Raw genomic sequence first — 15,202 nt, 5'->3', positions numbered from 1 at the left:
CTCGGCCGCCCGTATCCCGGGCGCCCGACCGACTAGAGGAGGGCCAGACATGCATTCCAGTCGCCCCTATCTCGCCAGGGCCCTGTACCAATGGCTGCTGGACAACGAGCTCACTCCCTACATCGTCGTGGATGCGGAACGCCCCGGCGTCGAGGTGCCGCGCCAGTTCGTGCAGAACGGTCAGATCGTCCTCAATCTCTCGCCGAGCGCGGTACGCGACCTCAGCATGGAGAACGAGGCGATCTCCTTCGGCGCCCGCTTCGGCGGCCGGCCCATGCAGGTGATGGTGCCCAGCGAGGCGCTGGTGGCCATCTACGCCCGGGAGAACGGCGTGGGCATGGTGTTCGGCCATGAGCCGGTGATGCCGGCTCCCGCCGCGGAGGCCGACGACGCGGAGGCGGGGCCCGCGCTGTCCAGCGTGGACGCCGAGTCGGAGGAGGCACCGGAGGGTGCCGAGGCCTCCGGGCCGGGCGAGGAGGAGGACGGCGAGTCACGGCCGCGCAAGGGCAAGCCCTCGCTGCGGGTCGTCAAGTAGCGCGCTTCCGGCACCAGGCTCCCGACGCAGAACGGCAGGCCCGCGGGCCTGCCGTTCTGCGTTCCGGGCGAGGCTCAGTCGAGGTAGTCGAACACCTTGACGATGCGCTGCATGCCGCCGACCCGGGAGACGGCATCGACGATGCGGTCGGCCTCGGCGCGGGTCACGATGCCCATCAGGTAGACGCTGGCGTTCTCGGTGATCACCCGGATGCGGCCCGTGTCGATTCGCTCGTTGGCGGCCAGGCTGGTGCGGATCCGGGTGCTGAGCCAGCCGTCGGCGAGGCGCTGGCTGGCCGGCAGGTTGCCGGCCACGGTCAGCTCGTTGTGCACCTCGCGGACGTTGCGCACCGCGCCGGCCACCTCGACGGCCTTGTCCCGCAGCTCCTCACTGGGCACCTGGCCGGTGATCAGCACCACGCCGTTGTAGACGTCGACGTTGATGCGGGCATCGTCGAGGCGGGCGTCGGTGCGCCCCAGGTTGTGCGAGATCTTGGTCTCGATGCTCTGGTCCTCGACCTGGGTGCCGACGGTGCGTTCGCCGTAGTTCTCGTCGATGGTGCCCTGGTGGGTAACGCTGGTGACGGCGGTGCAGCCGGTGAGGCCCAGGCCGGCGGCCAGCAGCAGGGGGAGAAGTGACTTCCGGGTCATGGGGTTACTCGCTCGTGCCGAAGAGTTGTTCGTCGATCAGGTCGCACAGGCAGTGGATCGCCAGCAGGTGGATCTCCTGGATGCGCGCCGTGGAGGTCGCGGGAACGCGGATCTCGCAGTCGTCCTGGCCCAGCAGGGAGGCCATGTTGCCGCCGTCGCGCCCGGTCAGGGCGACCACCGTCATGTCGCGGTCGTGGGCGGCCTGGATGGCCTGGATGACGTTGGCCGAGTTGCCGCTGGTGGAGATCGCCAGCAGGATGTCGCCGGGCTGGCCCAGGGCACGCACCTGCTTGGAGAAGACCTCGTTGTAGCTGTAGTCGTTGGCGATGGAGGTCAGCGTCGAGGTGTCGGTGGTCAGCGCCAGGGCCGGCAGGCTGGGGCGCTCGCGCTCGAAGCGGTTGAGCAGCTCCGAGGAGAAGTGCTGGCTGTCGCCGGCACTGCCGCCATTGCCGCAGGCCAGGATCTTGCCCTCGTTGACCAGGCACTGGACCATCATCTGGCTGGCCACCTCGATGAACGGCGGCAGCACCTCGCTGGCATAGGTCTTGGTGTCGATGCTGGCATTGAAGTGATCGAGAATGCGCTGCTGGAAATCCATGTGATGTCCGGGTCCTTTGCCGAGTTGGGGAAACCGATGCGCTCGGCATTTCCCTAGTACGCATCGAAGGCATTGACCACCCATTCGAACTCGAGTTCGGGCGGCAGGCCGGTGACGGCGAGCACGTCGAAGCGGCAGGGACATGATAGCCGGTTGCGCTGGAGATAAAAACGCGCCGCCCGGATCAGGCGACGCTGCTTGGTGGGGGTGATGGTCTCGAGCGGGTGGCCGTGGCGGACGTCGGCGCGATGCCGCACCTCGACGAACACCAGGGTCTCGCCGTCGCGCATCACCAGGTCGATCTCGCCGCCCTTGGCGTGCTGGTTGGCGGCCACCGGCACCAGGCCGCGCTCGGCCAGCCAGGCCGCGGCGAGGCGTTCGACGGCCTCGCCGCGGGCGCGGGCGTCACGGGGTCCGTTCATCGCCGAGGAGGCCCGGGATCAGGATCGGCTGCGGCACCCCGTTGACGAAGCGTGCCCAGGGCAGCAGGCGCTGGATGCGGCCGTCGGGAGCGGCCCTCAGGGTGCCGGTGGCGCCGAACAGCTCGCTGTTCGGCACCGCCTGGAACTGCGGCAGGCGGCGGGCCAGTTCGTAGGCATCCACGCCCATGGCGTGCAGCCGGAAGAGATTGGGGTCGGACTCCTCGCGCAGTTCGCGGTAGCTCGCGGCGAAGGGTAGGGCGTCCTCGCCGCCCACCGCGGCGTCGGGGATCTGCCAGGGGATGTCCAGGAACTGGACGTCGTCCAGGTCGCCGTCGAGGCGCGGGTTGAGCCGCCCCTCGAAGAGGTGGGAGGTGGCGTAGACGGGCAGCTCGGCGGCACCGTAGTAGTCCAGGGTCGGGGGGACCTGGCGGGCGTAGTCGGGCAGCGCCAGCAGGAAGAGGGCGTCGGGCCGCGGATCGGTGATGGCGCGGCGGGTGCTCTCGGTGGCCGAGGCGTCGGGGTTGTAGCGCACGGCATTGGTGACCTCGCCGCCCTGGGCGCGCCACTCGTCCCAGAAGGCCTCGCCGACGCGGCGTCCCCAGTCGTTGTCGGGCACCAGCAGGGCGGTGCGGCGATGGCCGTCGCGCCAGGCGCGCTGGGCGGCCTGGCGGGCCTCGTCCTCGGCGGAGAGGCCGTACTGGAAGAGCCCTTCGGCCCGGTTGCGCTCACCGCTGCCGTAGTTCAGCGCCAGGGTCGGCAGGGGCAGGCGGTCGCGGCGCTCGAGTTCGCTGACCCGGTCCTTGTCCAGCGGGCCCACCACCACCTGGGCGCCGCGGTTCTCGGCCTCGCGATAGAGGGCCTCCAGGCTGCCCCGGCCGGCATCGATGAAGCTCAACTGGACGCCGCTGCCGCCATCGCCCACGGCCTGACGGTGGCGGTTGCGCATGCCCTGGGCGATGGCCTCGGCAACCCTCGCCAGGGGGCCCGACTCGGGCAGCAGCACGGCGATGTGGCGGACCTCCTGGCCGCGCAGTTCGCGCAGGGCGAGGAGGTCGGCGGGCAGCCGGCGGGCGGCCGGATGGCGCTCGTGGCGGCTGCGCCAGTCGTCGAGGCGGGCGAACAGCCGTTCGAGGTCGCCGCCGCTGTTACGCACCAGTTCGGCGAGGCGCACCCAGCCGCGGGTCAGCTCGTCGGCGTCCTCGCCGAGGCGTGACAGGGCGCGGCCGTCGAGGTCGCCGACGGCACGCCAGATCGGGTCGTTGAGGGCCTCGTCACCGGTCTCGGCCTGGACCGCCAGCAGCGCATCGGCCGCGGCGGCCGGCTCGTCCAGCTCGAGTAGCGCCAGCCCCAGGCGCTCGCGCAGCCCCAGCGCCTGGTCGCGATCCAGGTCGAGGGCGTCCAGGTCCTGGCCGGCCCGGACCACCGCTCGGGGGTCGCCCTCGCTCTGGCCGAGGTCGGCCAGCAGCAGCGCCCAGCGGGTGCGCGGCCCCACCTCGAGGAGTTCGTCATCGATCTCGGCGGCGATCTCCAGCGCCTGGGTGCGCTGTCCCTGGCGTGCTAGGATGTCCGCCGCCTCGAGTCGCGTGCGGGCCGCCTGGGCCGGCTCCTGCTGCTGCGCCTGCTCCAGCAGGCCGGCCGGGTCCGCATCGGGCGCGCGCTCGACGATGCCCGGCCGGTAGGCGCAGCCCGCCAGCAGCAGCGCGGAGAGCGCGGTGGCCAGCAGGCCGCGTGTCAGTGTCCCCATGAATCCATCCTTCCTTCATCCGTAGTGTCAGGAGCTTGCCGAGGAGCCGCCGGTGACAGACTCGAACTCCGCTTCATTGTACGTGGTCGCCACGCCGATTGGGAATCTGGAGGACCTGAGCCCCCGCGCCGCCCGCCTGCTGGGCGAGGTGGCGCTGGTCGCCGCCGAGGATACCCGGCATACCGCGCGGCTGCTGCGCCACCTGGGGCTCGCGGTGCCCATGCTCTCGCTGCACGAGCACAACGAGGCGGCGCGGGTCGAGCAACTCGACGCCCGCCTGGTGGCCGGGGAGTCCATCGCCCTGGTCAGCGACGCCGGCACCCCGCTGATCAGCGACCCGGGCTTCGTGCTGGTGCGCGAACTGCGCGCCCGCGGGCGGCGCATCGTGCCGGTGCCGGGTCCCTGCGCCCTGGTGGCGGCGCTGTCGGCGGCGGGGCTGCCCACCGACCGCTTCCTCTTCCAGGGCTTTCTGCCGGCCAAGGGGGCGGCCCGTCGGGGGCGCCTGGAGGCGTTGGTCGCCCGCGAGGAGACCCTGGTGTTCTACGAATCGCCCCATCGCATCCGTGCCACCCTCGCCGACCTGGGGGCGACGCTGGGCGAGCGTCGGGTGGTGCTGGCCCGCGAGCTGACCAAGACCTTCGAGACCTTCCTCGAGGGTCCCGCCGCGGCGCTGCTGGCCCGCCTGGCCGAGGATCCCGACCAGGCGCGCGGCGAATTCGTGGTGATGGTGGCCGGCGCCGAGGCGCAGGCCCCGGGCGAGGCCGCCGAGGTCGAGGGCGAGGCCCTGCTGGCGGCGCTGCTCGGCGAGGGCGTCGGCGTCAAGCAGGCCGCGGCGGTGGTGGCGCGCACCCTGGGCGGCGCCAAGAAAGGCTGGTACGCCCGGGCCCAGGCCCTCAAGGACCAGGCTTCCCGCTGAGGCAAGGTCGCTTGGGGCTGTTCCGCCGGCAAGCCTGCGAGGGGGCGCTGTAAACCCGTCCCTGGGCGCTACCGATACCCTGCTTCGCTCTCGCGTCCCGCTTCGCTCGCAGGTCCGGTGCTGGCCATCCATGGCCAGCCCGTTCGGAGCATTGCTCCTCACCCCTGGCATAGGACCCCCTCTTCGGCTTGCCCCCGGCGCCCCTCGCGGCCGGCGGCGGTGCTGCCGTTGAAAGGCGCTGCTTGTTGAGGGGGTGTCGGGGCGCTGGTATCCTTGCCGCGGGAGTCGGCCAGACAGTCGCCGCCGGAGCGATCCGGGGGAGGAAAGTCCGGGCTCCACAGGGCAGAGTGCCAGGTAACCCCTGGGCGGCGCGAGCCGACGGAAAGTGCAGCAGAGAGCAGACCGCCTACGTCTCCTGCGGGAGGCCGGCAAGGGTGAAAGGGTGCGGTAAGAGCGCACCGCGCGCCTGGCAACAGTGCGTGGCACGGTAAACCCCACTCGGAGCAAGACCAAATAGGAACCCGATGGCGTGGCCCGCGCCGGGTTCGGGTAGGTCGCTCGAGGGCCGTGGTGACGCGGCCCCTAGATGAATGACTGTCCACGACAGAACCCGGCTTATCGGCCGGCTCCCCCCGTTCATCCGGCGTCGGCTGCCTGCCGGCGCCGCCCAGCCGTCGATCGAGAAGCGCATGCCGTCGTCCGCCCCCGAAACACCCCAGTGCGGTTACCGCCACGCCAGCGTGCTGCTCGACGGCGCCGTCGACGCCCTGGTCCATGATCCCGCCGGGGCCTACCTGGACGGTACCTTCGGCCGCGGCGGCCACTCCCGGGCCATCCTCGCCAGGCTCGCGCCGGCCGGCCGCTTGCTGGCCATCGATCGTGACCCCCAGGCCGTCGCCGAGGCGGCCCGCCTCGAGGATGCCCGCTTCACCATCGAGCGGGCCGAGTTCGCCCGGCTCGGCGAGATCGCCGAGGCCCGCGGCCTCCACGGCCGGCTGGCCGGTATCCTGCTCGACGTCGGCGTCTCCTCGCCGCAGCTCGACGACCCCGGTCGCGGCTTCAGCTTCCTGCGCGACGGGCCGCTCGACATGCGCATGGACCCTTCCCGTGGCGAGAGCGCGGCGGGCTTCCTTGCCCGCGCCGGCGAGGCCGAGCTGGCCCGGGTGTTCAAGGAGTACGGCGAGGAGCGCTTCGCCCGTCGCCTGGCCAGGGCCATCGTGGCACGCCGCGCCGAGCGCCCCTTCGAACGCACCACCGACCTCGCCGAGGTGGTCAAGGCGGCCCATCCCGCCTGGGAGAAGCACAAGCACCCGGCCACCCGGGTGTTCCAGGCGCTGCGCCTCCAGGTCAACGGCGAGCTCGAGCAGCTCGACGCCGCCCTGGAGGCGGGCCTCGAGGCGCTGGCGCCGGGCGGTCACCTGGTGGTGATCAGTTTTCACTCCCTGGAGGATCGCCGCGTCAAGCGCTTCATCCGCCACCATGTGCGCGGCGACACCCACCTGCCCCGGGGCGTTCCGGTTCGTGATGAGCAACTCGAGCGGCGTCTCGAGGCGCTGGGCAAGGCGCAACGCCCCGGTGCCGACGAGGTGGCGGAGAACCCCCGCGCCCGCAGCGCGGTGATGCGGGTGGCGCGCAAGCGGTACTGAAGGAGTCGGCATGCAACAGGGACGATCCGTTACCTCCCGCTTCGCCTGGCCGCTGGTGCTTCACGCCAGCCCCTGGTTGCCGGTGGTGCTGGTACTGGTGGTGGCCTGCCTGGGCAGCGCCCTGGCGGTCATCACCACCAGCCATCTCACCCGTGAACAGTATGCCCGCCTGCAGCAGCTGGAGCGCGAGCAGCAGCAGTTGCAGACCGAGTGGGGCCAGCTGCTGCTGGAGGAGAGCGCCTGGTCCACGCCGGCGCGTATCGAGCGCCTGGCGGTGCAGCGCCTGGAGATGCGCCTGCCCGGCGTCGACGAGGTCGAGGTGATTCGTCCATGAGCACCGAGGTGCGTCGTGCCGTCACCCCGCGCCGCCCACCGCCCATGGCGCCCATGGGTCGGCTGCGCTATGGCCTGATGCTGGGCGTGGTGCTGCTGGCGCTGGGCTTGCTGGTGGGGCGCATCGCCATCCTCCACGTGGTCGACCGCCCCTTCCTGCAGGGCCAGGGCGACGCCCGCACCCTGCGCACCGACACCCTGCCGGCCCACCGTGGGATGATCGCCGACCGCCACGGCGAGCCGCTGGCGATCTCCACCCCGGTGGTGACCCTCTGGGCCAACCCCGAGGAGGTGCCCGAGGATCCCATCCAGCGCTTCCAGCTGGCTCGGGCGCTGGGCCAGGATCCCGAGGCGCTGGACGAGCGCCTGGCGCGCTATGCCGAACGCGAGTTCATGTACCTGCGTCGCCAGATGACGCCCGAGGCCGCCCAGGAGGTGATGGACCTGCGCATCCCCGGCGTCTATCCGCGCAACGAGTACAAGCGCTACTATCCGGCCGGTGAGGTGACCGCCCAGTTGCTCGGCGTCACCAACGTCGACGACGTGGGCCAGGAGGGGCTCGAGCTCGCCTATCAGCCCTACCTGGCCGGCACCCCCGGCCAGCGGCGCGTGCTCAAGGACCGCCGCGGCCGCCTGGTCCGCGACCTGGAGGTGCTGCGCGAGGCGAAGCCCGGCGGCGAGCTGACGCTGGCCATCGACCAGCGTCTGCAGTACATGGCCTACCGCGAACTCAAGGCGGCGGTGGCCGAGCACGACGCCGACGGCGGGGTGGTGACGATGCTCGATGCCCGCACCGGCGAGGTGCTGGCCATGGCCAACCAGCCTTCCTACAACCCCAACAACCGTGCCGGGCTCGACCCTCGTGGCCTGCGCAACCAGGCCATCGTCGACGTCTTCGAGCCGGGCTCGGTGATGAAGCCGCTGGCCATGGCGGCGATCATGGAGAGCGGCCGCTTCGACCGCGACACCGTGGTGGACACCTCGCCGGGCTGGATGCGCATCGACCGCTTCACCATCCACGACATCCGCGACTACGGCGAGCTGACCCTGGCCGGGATCCTCGAGAAGTCCTCCAACATCGGCATGTCCAAGCTGGTGCTGGAGCTCGACGATCCCCTGGTGCCCGATCTCTACCGCCGGCTCGGCCTCGGCCTGAGCCCGGAGACCGGCTTCCCGGGCGAGGCCACCGGTACCCTGCCGGCGCCGGTGCGCTGGTCGCGCAGCCAGTGGGCGGCGCTCTCCTACGGCTATGGGCTGTCGGTCTCGGCCCTGCAGCTGGCCAGCGCCTACACGGCACTGGCCAACGACGGCGAGCGGATGCCGCCGTCGCTGCTGCGCCTGAACGAGGCGCCGGAGGGAACCCCGACCATCGATCCCGAGGTGGCCCACGACCTGCTGCGCATCATGGAGCAGGTGGTGCAGCCGGACACCGGGGCACGCCGCGCCGTGGTGCCCGGCTACCGGGTCGCCGGCAAGACCGGCACGGTGCGCAAGTCCTCCGCCGGCGGCTATGAACAGGACGCCTACCGCAGCCTCTTCGCCGGCATCGTGCCGGTGTCGGATCCGCGCATCGTCGTGGTGGTGATGATCGACCGCCCTCGCGGCGACGACTACTACGGCGGGGCGGTAGCCGCCCCGGTGTTCTCGCGCATCGCCGGCAGTGCCCTGCGCCTGCTCGACGTGCCCCCCGACCAGCGCCCGCCCAGGGAGACGCCATGACCGATATGCCGCATACCGCCAGGCAGCGAGGCCAGCCATGCAGCTAGCCACCTCCCGGTTGATCGATGCCCTGTCCCGGCTCTGGCCGGAGACGCCGCCGCCGTCCCTGGCGGCACCCGAGGTGCGCCTGTGCCTCGACAGCCGTGCCCTCGACCCCGGCGATGTCTTCGTGGCACTGCCGGGCGTGGCCGCCGATGGCCGCGACCATATCGACGCCGCCCTGGCCGCCGGGGCGGCACTGGTGCTGTGCCACGTCGGCGACGGCCGCGTCTGTCCCGAGGCGCCGGGCGTGGTGGCCCTGGAGGGGCTGCGCGAGCGCCTGGGCGAGCTGGGCCGGGCGCTCTTCGCGGTACCCGACGCCCTGGAACTGGTCGGCGTCACCGGCACCAACGGCAAGAGCTCGGTGACCCACTACCTCGCCGAGCTGAGTCTCGCCCTGGGGGTCGATGCCGGGGTGATCGGCACCCTCGGCCACGGCCGGCCCGGTGCCCTGGCCGAGGGCGGGCTGACCACCCCCGGGCCCCTGGCATTGCAGGCGGCCCTGGGCGAGCTGGCGGCCGCCGGCATCGGCCGGGTGGCCATGGAGGTCTCCTCCCACGCCCTCGAGCAGGGGCGCCTCGACGGCTGCCGGGTCAAGGCGGCGGTGTTCACCAACCTCAGCCGCGACCACCTCGACTACCACGGCGGCATGGCCGCCTACGCCGCCGCCAAGGCCCGGCTGTTCCGGCGCGAGGAGCTCGAGCTGGCCGTGGTCAACGGCGACGATCCCCTGGCACGGCTGATGCTGGCCGGCCTGCCCGCCGGCGTGCGGGTGCTGGCCAGCGGCCGTGACGAGGCGGTCACCCTGAGGGTGCTGGAGCGCTTCCCCCACGGCACGGGACAGCGGGCCCTGGTGGCGACCCCGGACGGCGAGCGCGAGCTCGCGCTGCCCCTGGTGGGGCGCTTCAACCTGGACAACGTCCTGCTGGCCATGGCCACCCTCCACGGCCTGGGCCACGACCTCGCGGCGCTGTTCGCCGCGGCGGCCGAGCTGTCGCCGGTGCCCGGGCGCATGGAGATCCTGGCGCGGCCCGGTGCCCCCGCGGTGGTGATCGACTACGCCCACACCCCGGACGCCCTGGACAACGCCCTGGCGGCGCTGCGCGACCACCTGCCCGGCAGCGGGCGGCTGTGGTGCCTGTTCGGCTGCGGCGGCGATCGCGACCCGGGCAAGCGCCCGCTGATGGCCGCCGCCGCCGAGCGTCACGCCGACCGCCTGGTGATCACCGACGACAACCCCCGCGGCGAGGATCCCGAGGCGATCCGCCGGCAGGTGCTGGCGGGCCTGTCGCCGGCGGCCCGTGGCCAGGCCTGGGTGATGGATGGCCGCGGCGTGGCCATCGCCCGGACGCTGGCCGAGGCGGGCGCCGAGGACGTGGTGCTGATCGCCGGCAAGGGTCACGAGACCTACCAGGAGATCGCCGGGGTGCGCCACCCCTTCTCGGACCGTGACGCCGCCGGGCGGGCGCTGGCGGCCCGGGCCGGGGAGGGCGCGCCATGAGCGACGTCGGACTCGCGACCCTCGCCGAGGTGGCCGAGGCCCTGGGCCTGCCGGCGCCGACCCAGGCCCCGGCGATCGAGGCGATCGTCACCGATACCCGGCAACTCGCCCCGGGCAGCCTCTTCGTGGCGCTGCACGGCGAGCGCTTCGACGCCCACGACTTCCTCGGCGAGGCCCGCGAGGCCGGCGCGGTGGCGGCGGTGGTGGAGCGGCCGGTGGACGACCCGCTGCCGCAGCTGGTGGTGGCCGATACCCGCCTGGCCCTGGGGCTGCTGGGACGGGCCCGGCGTCGCGCCTGGGGCGGGCCGCTGGCGGCGGTCACCGGCAACAGCGGCAAGACCACCGTCAAGGAGCTGCTGGCCGCCATCCTGGGGCGGCGTGGCGCGACGCTGGCCACCCGGGGCAACCTCAACAACGATATCGGCGCGCCGCTGACGCTGCTCGAGCTGGCCCCCGAGCATCGCCAGGCGGTGGTGGAGCTGGGCGCCAACCATGTGGGTGAGATCGCCTGGACAGTGGCCCTGGCCGAGCCGGCGGTGGCGGTGATCACCAATGTCACCGGCGCCCATGTCGGCGAGTTCGGCGGCATGGGGCGCATCGCCCAGGCCAAGGCGGAGATCCTCGCCGGCCTGCCCGCCGACGGGGTGGCGGTGCTCAATCGTGACGATGCCTACTTCGCCACCTGGGCGTGCCTGGCCGCCCCCCGGGAGGTGCTCGACTTCGGCCTGGGCGAGGAGGCCAGGGTCGGCGCCCGGGCGCTGGCCTGCGATGCCCTCGGGCGCTATGCTTTCACGCTTGTCGTCGACGGCCACGAGCAGGGGCGCGTCGAACTCCGCCTGATGGGGCGCCACAACCTGGCCAATGCCCTGGCCGCCGCCGCCGCCGCCCTGGCCCTGGGCGTGCCTGCCGCCGAGGTGGTGGCGGGGCTGGAGGCGGTGGCGCCCATGCCGGGGCGCCTCGCCGTAGAGACGGGGGTCAAGGGCTCGCGGTTGCTGGACGATACCTATAACGCCAACCCCGGCGCGGTGAAGGCGGCGCTGGACCTGCTGGTCACGCTGCCCGGGCCGCACTGGTGCCTGCTGGGCGCCATGGGCGAGTTGGGAGAGGCGTCCGAGCGGTTGCATGCCGAGATCGGGCGCCACGCACGGGAATTGGGGATCGCTTTCCTGGGCACCCTCGGCGAGGCGGCGTGGCCCGCCAGCCGGGCCTTCGGCGAGGGTGGGTGCCACTTCGACGAGCGCGAGGCGCTGGTGCGCCACGTCCTCGACCATCTTCCCCGCGGGGCCAGCGTGCTGGTCAAGGGGTCGCGCAGCGCCGCCATGGAGCGCGTGGTGGCGGCGCTGCGCGAGGACACAACAGAGTGAACGCGATACATGCTCCTCTTTCTGGCTGACTTCCTGGCGCAGCACTTCAGCGCCTTCAACGTCTTCAACTACCTCACCCTGAGGATGATCCTGGGCACGCTCACCGCCCTGGTGCTCTGTCTGTGGCTGGGACCGGTGATGATCCGTCGCCTGGTCGAACGGCAGATCGGCCAGGCGGTGCGCGATGACGGCCCCCAGTCGCACCTCTCCAAGGCCGGCACCCCGACCATGGGCGGGGCCATGATCCTCATGGCCATCGCCGTGAGTAGCCTGCTGTGGGGCGACCTGGCCAACCACTACGTGTGGATCGTGCTGGCCGTGACCCTGGGCTTCGGCGCCATCGGCTGGGTCGACGACTATCGCAAGGTGGTGGAGAAGAACCCCCGTGGCCTGCCGGCGCGCTGGAAGTACTTCTGGCAGTCGCTGATCGGCCTGGTCGCCGCCGTGCTGCTCTACCTCACGGCGGCCTCGCCGGTGGAGACCAGCCTGATCGTGCCGCTGTTCAAGGACGTGGTGCTGCAACTGGGCGTCCTCTACGTGGTGCTCACCTACCTGGTGATCGTGGGCAGCTCCAACGCCGTGAACCTCACCGACGGCCTCGACGGCCTGGCGATCATGCCCACGGTGCTGGTGGCCATGGGCCTGGCGGTGTTCGCCTACGCCAGCGGCAACGCGGTGTTCGCCGACTACCTGCAGATCCCCAACATCCCCGGCGCCGGCGAGCTGGCGGTGTTCTGTGCCACCATCGCCGGCGCCGGGCTGGGCTTTTTGTGGTTCAACACCTACCCCGCCCAGGTGTTCATGGGCGACGTGGGGGCGCTCGCCCTGGGCGCGGCCCTGGGCGTGGTAGCGGTGATCGTGCGCCAGGAGATCGTGCTCTTCGTCATGGGCGGCATCTTCGTCATGGAGACCGTCTCGGTGATCCTCCAGGTGGGCTCCTACAAGCTCACCGGCCGGCGCATCTTCCGCATGGCCCCGCTGCATCACCACTACGAGCTCAAGGGCTGGCCGGAGCCGAGGGTCATCGTGCGCTTCTGGATCATCACCGTGGTGCTGGTGCTGATCGGCCTGGCCACCCTCAAGGTGCGCTGATGCATTCCGACGGCACGAGCGAGGCAGGGGGCATGGTCAGGATACCCGAAGGCATCACCCTGGTGGTGGGGCTGGGGCTCTCGGGGCGCGCCATCTGCCGCCACCTGGGGCGGCGAGGGGTGCCCTTCATGGTCGCCGATACCCGCGCGGCTCCCCCCGGGCTGGACGACTTCCGTGCCGCCCATCCCGGCGTGGCGGTGCACCTGGGACCGCTGACCGGGCTCGATCTCGCCACGGTGGAGGAGGTGGTGGTGAGCCCCGGGGTGGATCCGGGCACCCCGGGGCTCGAGGCACTGGCCGGACGCACCCGCGCGGCCACCGGCGAGCCCCTGGTGGTGGGCGAGATGGCGCTCTTCGTGCGCGAGGCCCGCGCGCCCATCGCCGCCATCACCGGGGCCAACGCCAAGTCCACTGTCACCACCCTGGTCGGCGAGATGGCCCGCGAGGCGGGGGTGCACGTGGCGGTGGGCGGCAACCTGGGGACCCCGGCCCTGGACCTGCTCGACGCGGCGCCCGACGCGGAGCTCTTCGTGCTCGAGCTCTCCAGCTTCCAGCTCGAGACCACGCCGCGGCTGGGCGCCGAGACGGCGGCCTTCCTCAACCTCTCCGAGGACCACCTGGACCGCCACGGCGACATGGCCGGCTACCGCGCCGCCAAGCTGGGCATCTTCCGCGGCGCCCGCCATGCCGTGGTCAACGCCGAGGATCCCATGACCTGGCCCGATGCCCCCGTGCCGGCCCTGGATCGCTTCACCACGGGCGCCCCCGCGGGCGACGACTGGGGCATCGCCGGCCGCGAGGGCCGCGATTGGCTGATGCACGGTACGACGCCGCTGATGCCGGCCGCCGAGGTGCGCCTGCCGGGACGCCACAACCAGGCCAATGCCCTGGCGGCCCTGGCCATGGGCCACCGCCTGGGCCTGCCGCTGGCGGCCATGTGCGCGGTGCTGCGATGCTTCCCGGGCCTGCCGCACCGCGGCGAGCTGGTGGCCGAGGCCGGCGGGGTGCGCTGGATCAACGACTCCAAGGGCACCAACGTGGGCGCGACCCTGGCCGCCATCGCCGGGCTCGGGCCCACCCTCGAGGGGCGACTGATCCTGCTGGCCGGGGGCGTGGGCAAGGGCGCCGACTTCACGCCGCTGGCCGCGCCCCTGGCGCGCTTCGGCCGCGAGGCGATCCTGTTCGGTGAGGATGCCGCGAGCCTGGAGGCCGCCCTGGTCGGGCAGCTGCCCCTGACGCGCGCCGATGACCTGGAAGCCGCCCTGCAGAGGGCGGCGGCCATCGCTGCGCCAGGCGACTGCGTGCTGCTCTCGCCGGCCTGCGCCAGCCTCGACCAGTTTCCCGGTTTCGCAGCGCGTGGCGATGCCTTCCGTCGCTGGGTGACCCGCCACCTGGCGGAGGAGGGCGCATGAGTCGTCTGGCCCGACTGCGCGAATCCCTCTCCACCCGCGACCAGCCCTGCGACGGCTGGCTGCTGGTGGCCGCCCTGGCGCTGATGCTGGTGGGCTGGGTAATGGTGACCTCGGCGTCCTCCGAGGTGGCGGCGAGCCTCACCGGCAACGCCTGGTACTTCAGTATCCGTCACGGCATCTTCCTGGTCGCGGCGCTGGTCGTGGCGGCCGGCGTATTGCGGGTGCCGCTGGCCTGGTGGAAGGCCAACGGCCCGCTGCTGCTGCTGACGGGCCTCGTCCTGCTGGCGCTGGTGCTGCTGGTGGGGCGCGAGATCAACGGCAGCAAGCGCTGGCTCTCCCTGCCCGGCGTGCCCTTCAACCTCCAGGCCTCCGAGCTGGCCAAGCTGTTCCTGATCGTCTACCTGGCCGGCTACCTGGAGCGCTTCCTGGCCGAGGTGCGCGGGCAGTGGGGGGCCTTCCTGCGTCCCCTGGTGGTACTCGGCCTGTTCGGCGTGCTGCTGATCCTCGAGCCCGACTATGGCGCCGTGGTGGTGATGACCGGCTGCGTGATGGGCATGCTGCTGATGGCCGGCGCGCCCTGGGGGCGCTTTTTGCTGCTGGCGCTGCTGGTGGCGGCGTGTGGCGCCCTGCTGGCGATCGCCGAACCCTATCGCCTGGCACGCCTGACCAGTTTCGTCGATCCCTGGGCCGACCAGTTCGCCAGCGGTTACCAGCTGACCCAGGCGCTGATTGCCTTCGGTCGCGGCAGCTGGCTGGGGATGGGCCTGGGCAACAGCGTCCAGAAGCTCTTCTACCTGCCCGAGGCGCATACCGACTTCGTGTTCGCCGTGCTGGCCGAGGAGCTGGGGCTGTTCGGCGCGGTGGGGGTGATCGGGCTGTTCGCCCTGCTGGTGTGGCGCGCCATGGCCGTGGGACGACGTGCCGAGCTGGCGGGGCTGCCCTTCGCCGCCTACCTCAGCTACGGCATCGCCCTGGTGATCGGTGCCCAGGCCTTCATCAACATCGCGGTGAGCAGCGGCATGCTGCCCACCAAGGGGCTGACCCTGCCGCTGCTCAGCTACGGCGGCTCGAGCCTGCTGGTGTGCGCCATCATGGTGGCGCTGCTGCTGCGCGCCGATATCGAGACCCGGCGCGCCGCGCGCCGCGCCCGACCCACCGCGTCCCGCAATCGGCCGGGCGGGCGTCCCGAACCTTCCGACAGCCGAGGAGCCGCCCCGTGAACCAGTCCCCC

At 72.2% G+C, this 15,202-nt stretch carries 14 protein-coding genes and 1 other RNA gene; 11 read left to right on the top strand and 4 right to left on the bottom strand.

Going from position 1 to position 15,202, the window contains the following annotated elements; all coding sequences use genetic code 11:
* Positions 1 to 49: 49 nt before the first annotated feature.
* On the top strand, positions 50 to 535 hold the full coding sequence (locus QWY80_RS12730; protein WP_290232031.1) for a ClpXP protease specificity-enhancing factor: 486 nt from the start codon (positions 50 to 52) through the stop codon (positions 533 to 535).
* 74 nt (positions 536 to 609) lie between these two features.
* On the opposite strand, the gene QWY80_RS12725 is transcribed toward QWY80_RS12730, so the two are convergent.
* The 4 genes from QWY80_RS12725 to QWY80_RS12710 are packed head-to-tail and all read right to left on the bottom strand — an operon-like array spanning position 610 to position 3,949.
* Positions 610 to 1,185, bottom strand: coding sequence for a BON domain-containing protein (locus QWY80_RS12725; RefSeq protein WP_290232029.1), 576 nt, complete (start codon positions 1,183 to 1,185; stop codon positions 610 to 612).
* Between the two features lie 4 nt (positions 1,186 to 1,189).
* Positions 1,190 to 1,783, bottom strand: a complete 594-nt coding sequence (locus tag QWY80_RS12720; protein WP_290232026.1) for a phosphoheptose isomerase — start codon at positions 1,781 to 1,783, stop codon at positions 1,190 to 1,192.
* 53 nt (positions 1,784 to 1,836) lie between these two features.
* The gene (locus tag QWY80_RS12715; protein WP_290232024.1) at positions 1,837 to 2,205 is read right to left on the bottom strand and encodes a YraN family protein; all 369 of its coding nucleotides are present in this window, start codon (positions 2,203 to 2,205) and stop codon (positions 1,837 to 1,839) included.
* Entirely contained in the window at positions 2,189 to 3,949 is a 1,761-nt protein-coding gene (locus tag QWY80_RS12710; RefSeq protein ID WP_290232021.1) for a penicillin-binding protein activator, read from the bottom strand. The genes QWY80_RS12715 and QWY80_RS12710 overlap by 17 nt, the downstream gene beginning before the upstream one ends.
* Before the next feature lie 52 nt (positions 3,950 to 4,001).
* Here QWY80_RS12710 and rsmI point away from each other — a divergent pair, with 52 nt between their 5' ends.
* The 10 genes from rsmI (at position 4,002) to ftsW (ending at position 15,191) form a co-directional block, all read left to right on the top strand.
* Positions 4,002 to 4,865 (top strand): 16S rRNA (cytidine(1402)-2'-O)-methyltransferase, encoded by an 864-nt coding sequence (gene rsmI, locus QWY80_RS12705; RefSeq protein WP_290232019.1) that lies wholly within the window; start codon positions 4,002 to 4,004, stop codon positions 4,863 to 4,865.
* A 281-nt stretch (positions 4,866 to 5,146) separates the two neighbouring features.
* Positions 5,147 to 5,499, top strand: an RNA gene (gene rnpB, locus QWY80_RS12700) — RNase P RNA component class A.
* Between the two features lie 55 nt (positions 5,500 to 5,554).
* Positions 5,555 to 6,511, top strand: a complete 957-nt coding sequence (gene rsmH, locus QWY80_RS12695; protein WP_290232017.1) for a 16S rRNA (cytosine(1402)-N(4))-methyltransferase RsmH — start codon at positions 5,555 to 5,557, stop codon at positions 6,509 to 6,511.
* Between the two features lie 10 nt (positions 6,512 to 6,521).
* Positions 6,522 to 6,845, top strand: a complete 324-nt coding sequence (gene ftsL, locus QWY80_RS12690) for a cell division protein FtsL (protein ID WP_290232015.1) — start codon at positions 6,522 to 6,524, stop codon at positions 6,843 to 6,845.
* Positions 6,842 to 8,563 (top strand): peptidoglycan D,D-transpeptidase FtsI family protein, encoded by a 1,722-nt coding sequence (locus QWY80_RS12685; RefSeq protein WP_290232013.1) that lies wholly within the window; start codon positions 6,842 to 6,844, stop codon positions 8,561 to 8,563. The genes ftsL and QWY80_RS12685 overlap by 4 nt, the downstream gene beginning before the upstream one ends.
* A gap of 37 nt (positions 8,564 to 8,600) precedes the next feature.
* Positions 8,601 to 10,103: a UDP-N-acetylmuramoyl-L-alanyl-D-glutamate--2,6-diaminopimelate ligase gene (locus QWY80_RS12680; RefSeq protein WP_290232011.1), complete on the top strand. Its 1,503-nt coding sequence runs from the start codon at positions 8,601 to 8,603 to the stop codon at positions 10,101 to 10,103.
* Positions 10,100 to 11,467, top strand: a complete 1,368-nt coding sequence (locus QWY80_RS12675) for a UDP-N-acetylmuramoyl-tripeptide--D-alanyl-D-alanine ligase (protein WP_290232010.1) — start codon at positions 10,100 to 10,102, stop codon at positions 11,465 to 11,467. The genes QWY80_RS12680 and QWY80_RS12675 overlap by 4 nt, the downstream gene beginning before the upstream one ends.
* Positions 11,468 to 11,476: 9 nt before the next feature.
* Entirely contained in the window at positions 11,477 to 12,559 is a 1,083-nt protein-coding gene (mraY, locus tag QWY80_RS12670; RefSeq protein WP_290232009.1) for a phospho-N-acetylmuramoyl-pentapeptide-transferase, read from the top strand.
* A 32-nt stretch (positions 12,560 to 12,591) separates the two neighbouring features.
* Positions 12,592 to 13,971, top strand: a complete 1,380-nt coding sequence (gene murD / locus QWY80_RS12665) for a UDP-N-acetylmuramoyl-L-alanine--D-glutamate ligase (RefSeq protein ID WP_290232008.1) — start codon at positions 12,592 to 12,594, stop codon at positions 13,969 to 13,971.
* The gene (gene ftsW / locus QWY80_RS12660; RefSeq protein ID WP_290232006.1) at positions 13,968 to 15,191 is read left to right on the top strand and encodes a putative lipid II flippase FtsW; all 1,224 of its coding nucleotides are present in this window, start codon (positions 13,968 to 13,970) and stop codon (positions 15,189 to 15,191) included. Before murD ends, ftsW begins: the two co-directional genes overlap by 4 nt.
* Positions 15,192 to 15,202 lie beyond the last annotated feature (11 nt).

This window comes from Halomonas ramblicola, from assembly GCF_030409215.1.
GTDB lineage: Bacteria > Pseudomonadota > Gammaproteobacteria > Pseudomonadales > Halomonadaceae > Halomonas > Halomonas ramblicola.
This window is presented reverse-complemented; position numbering and strand designations above follow the sequence as displayed.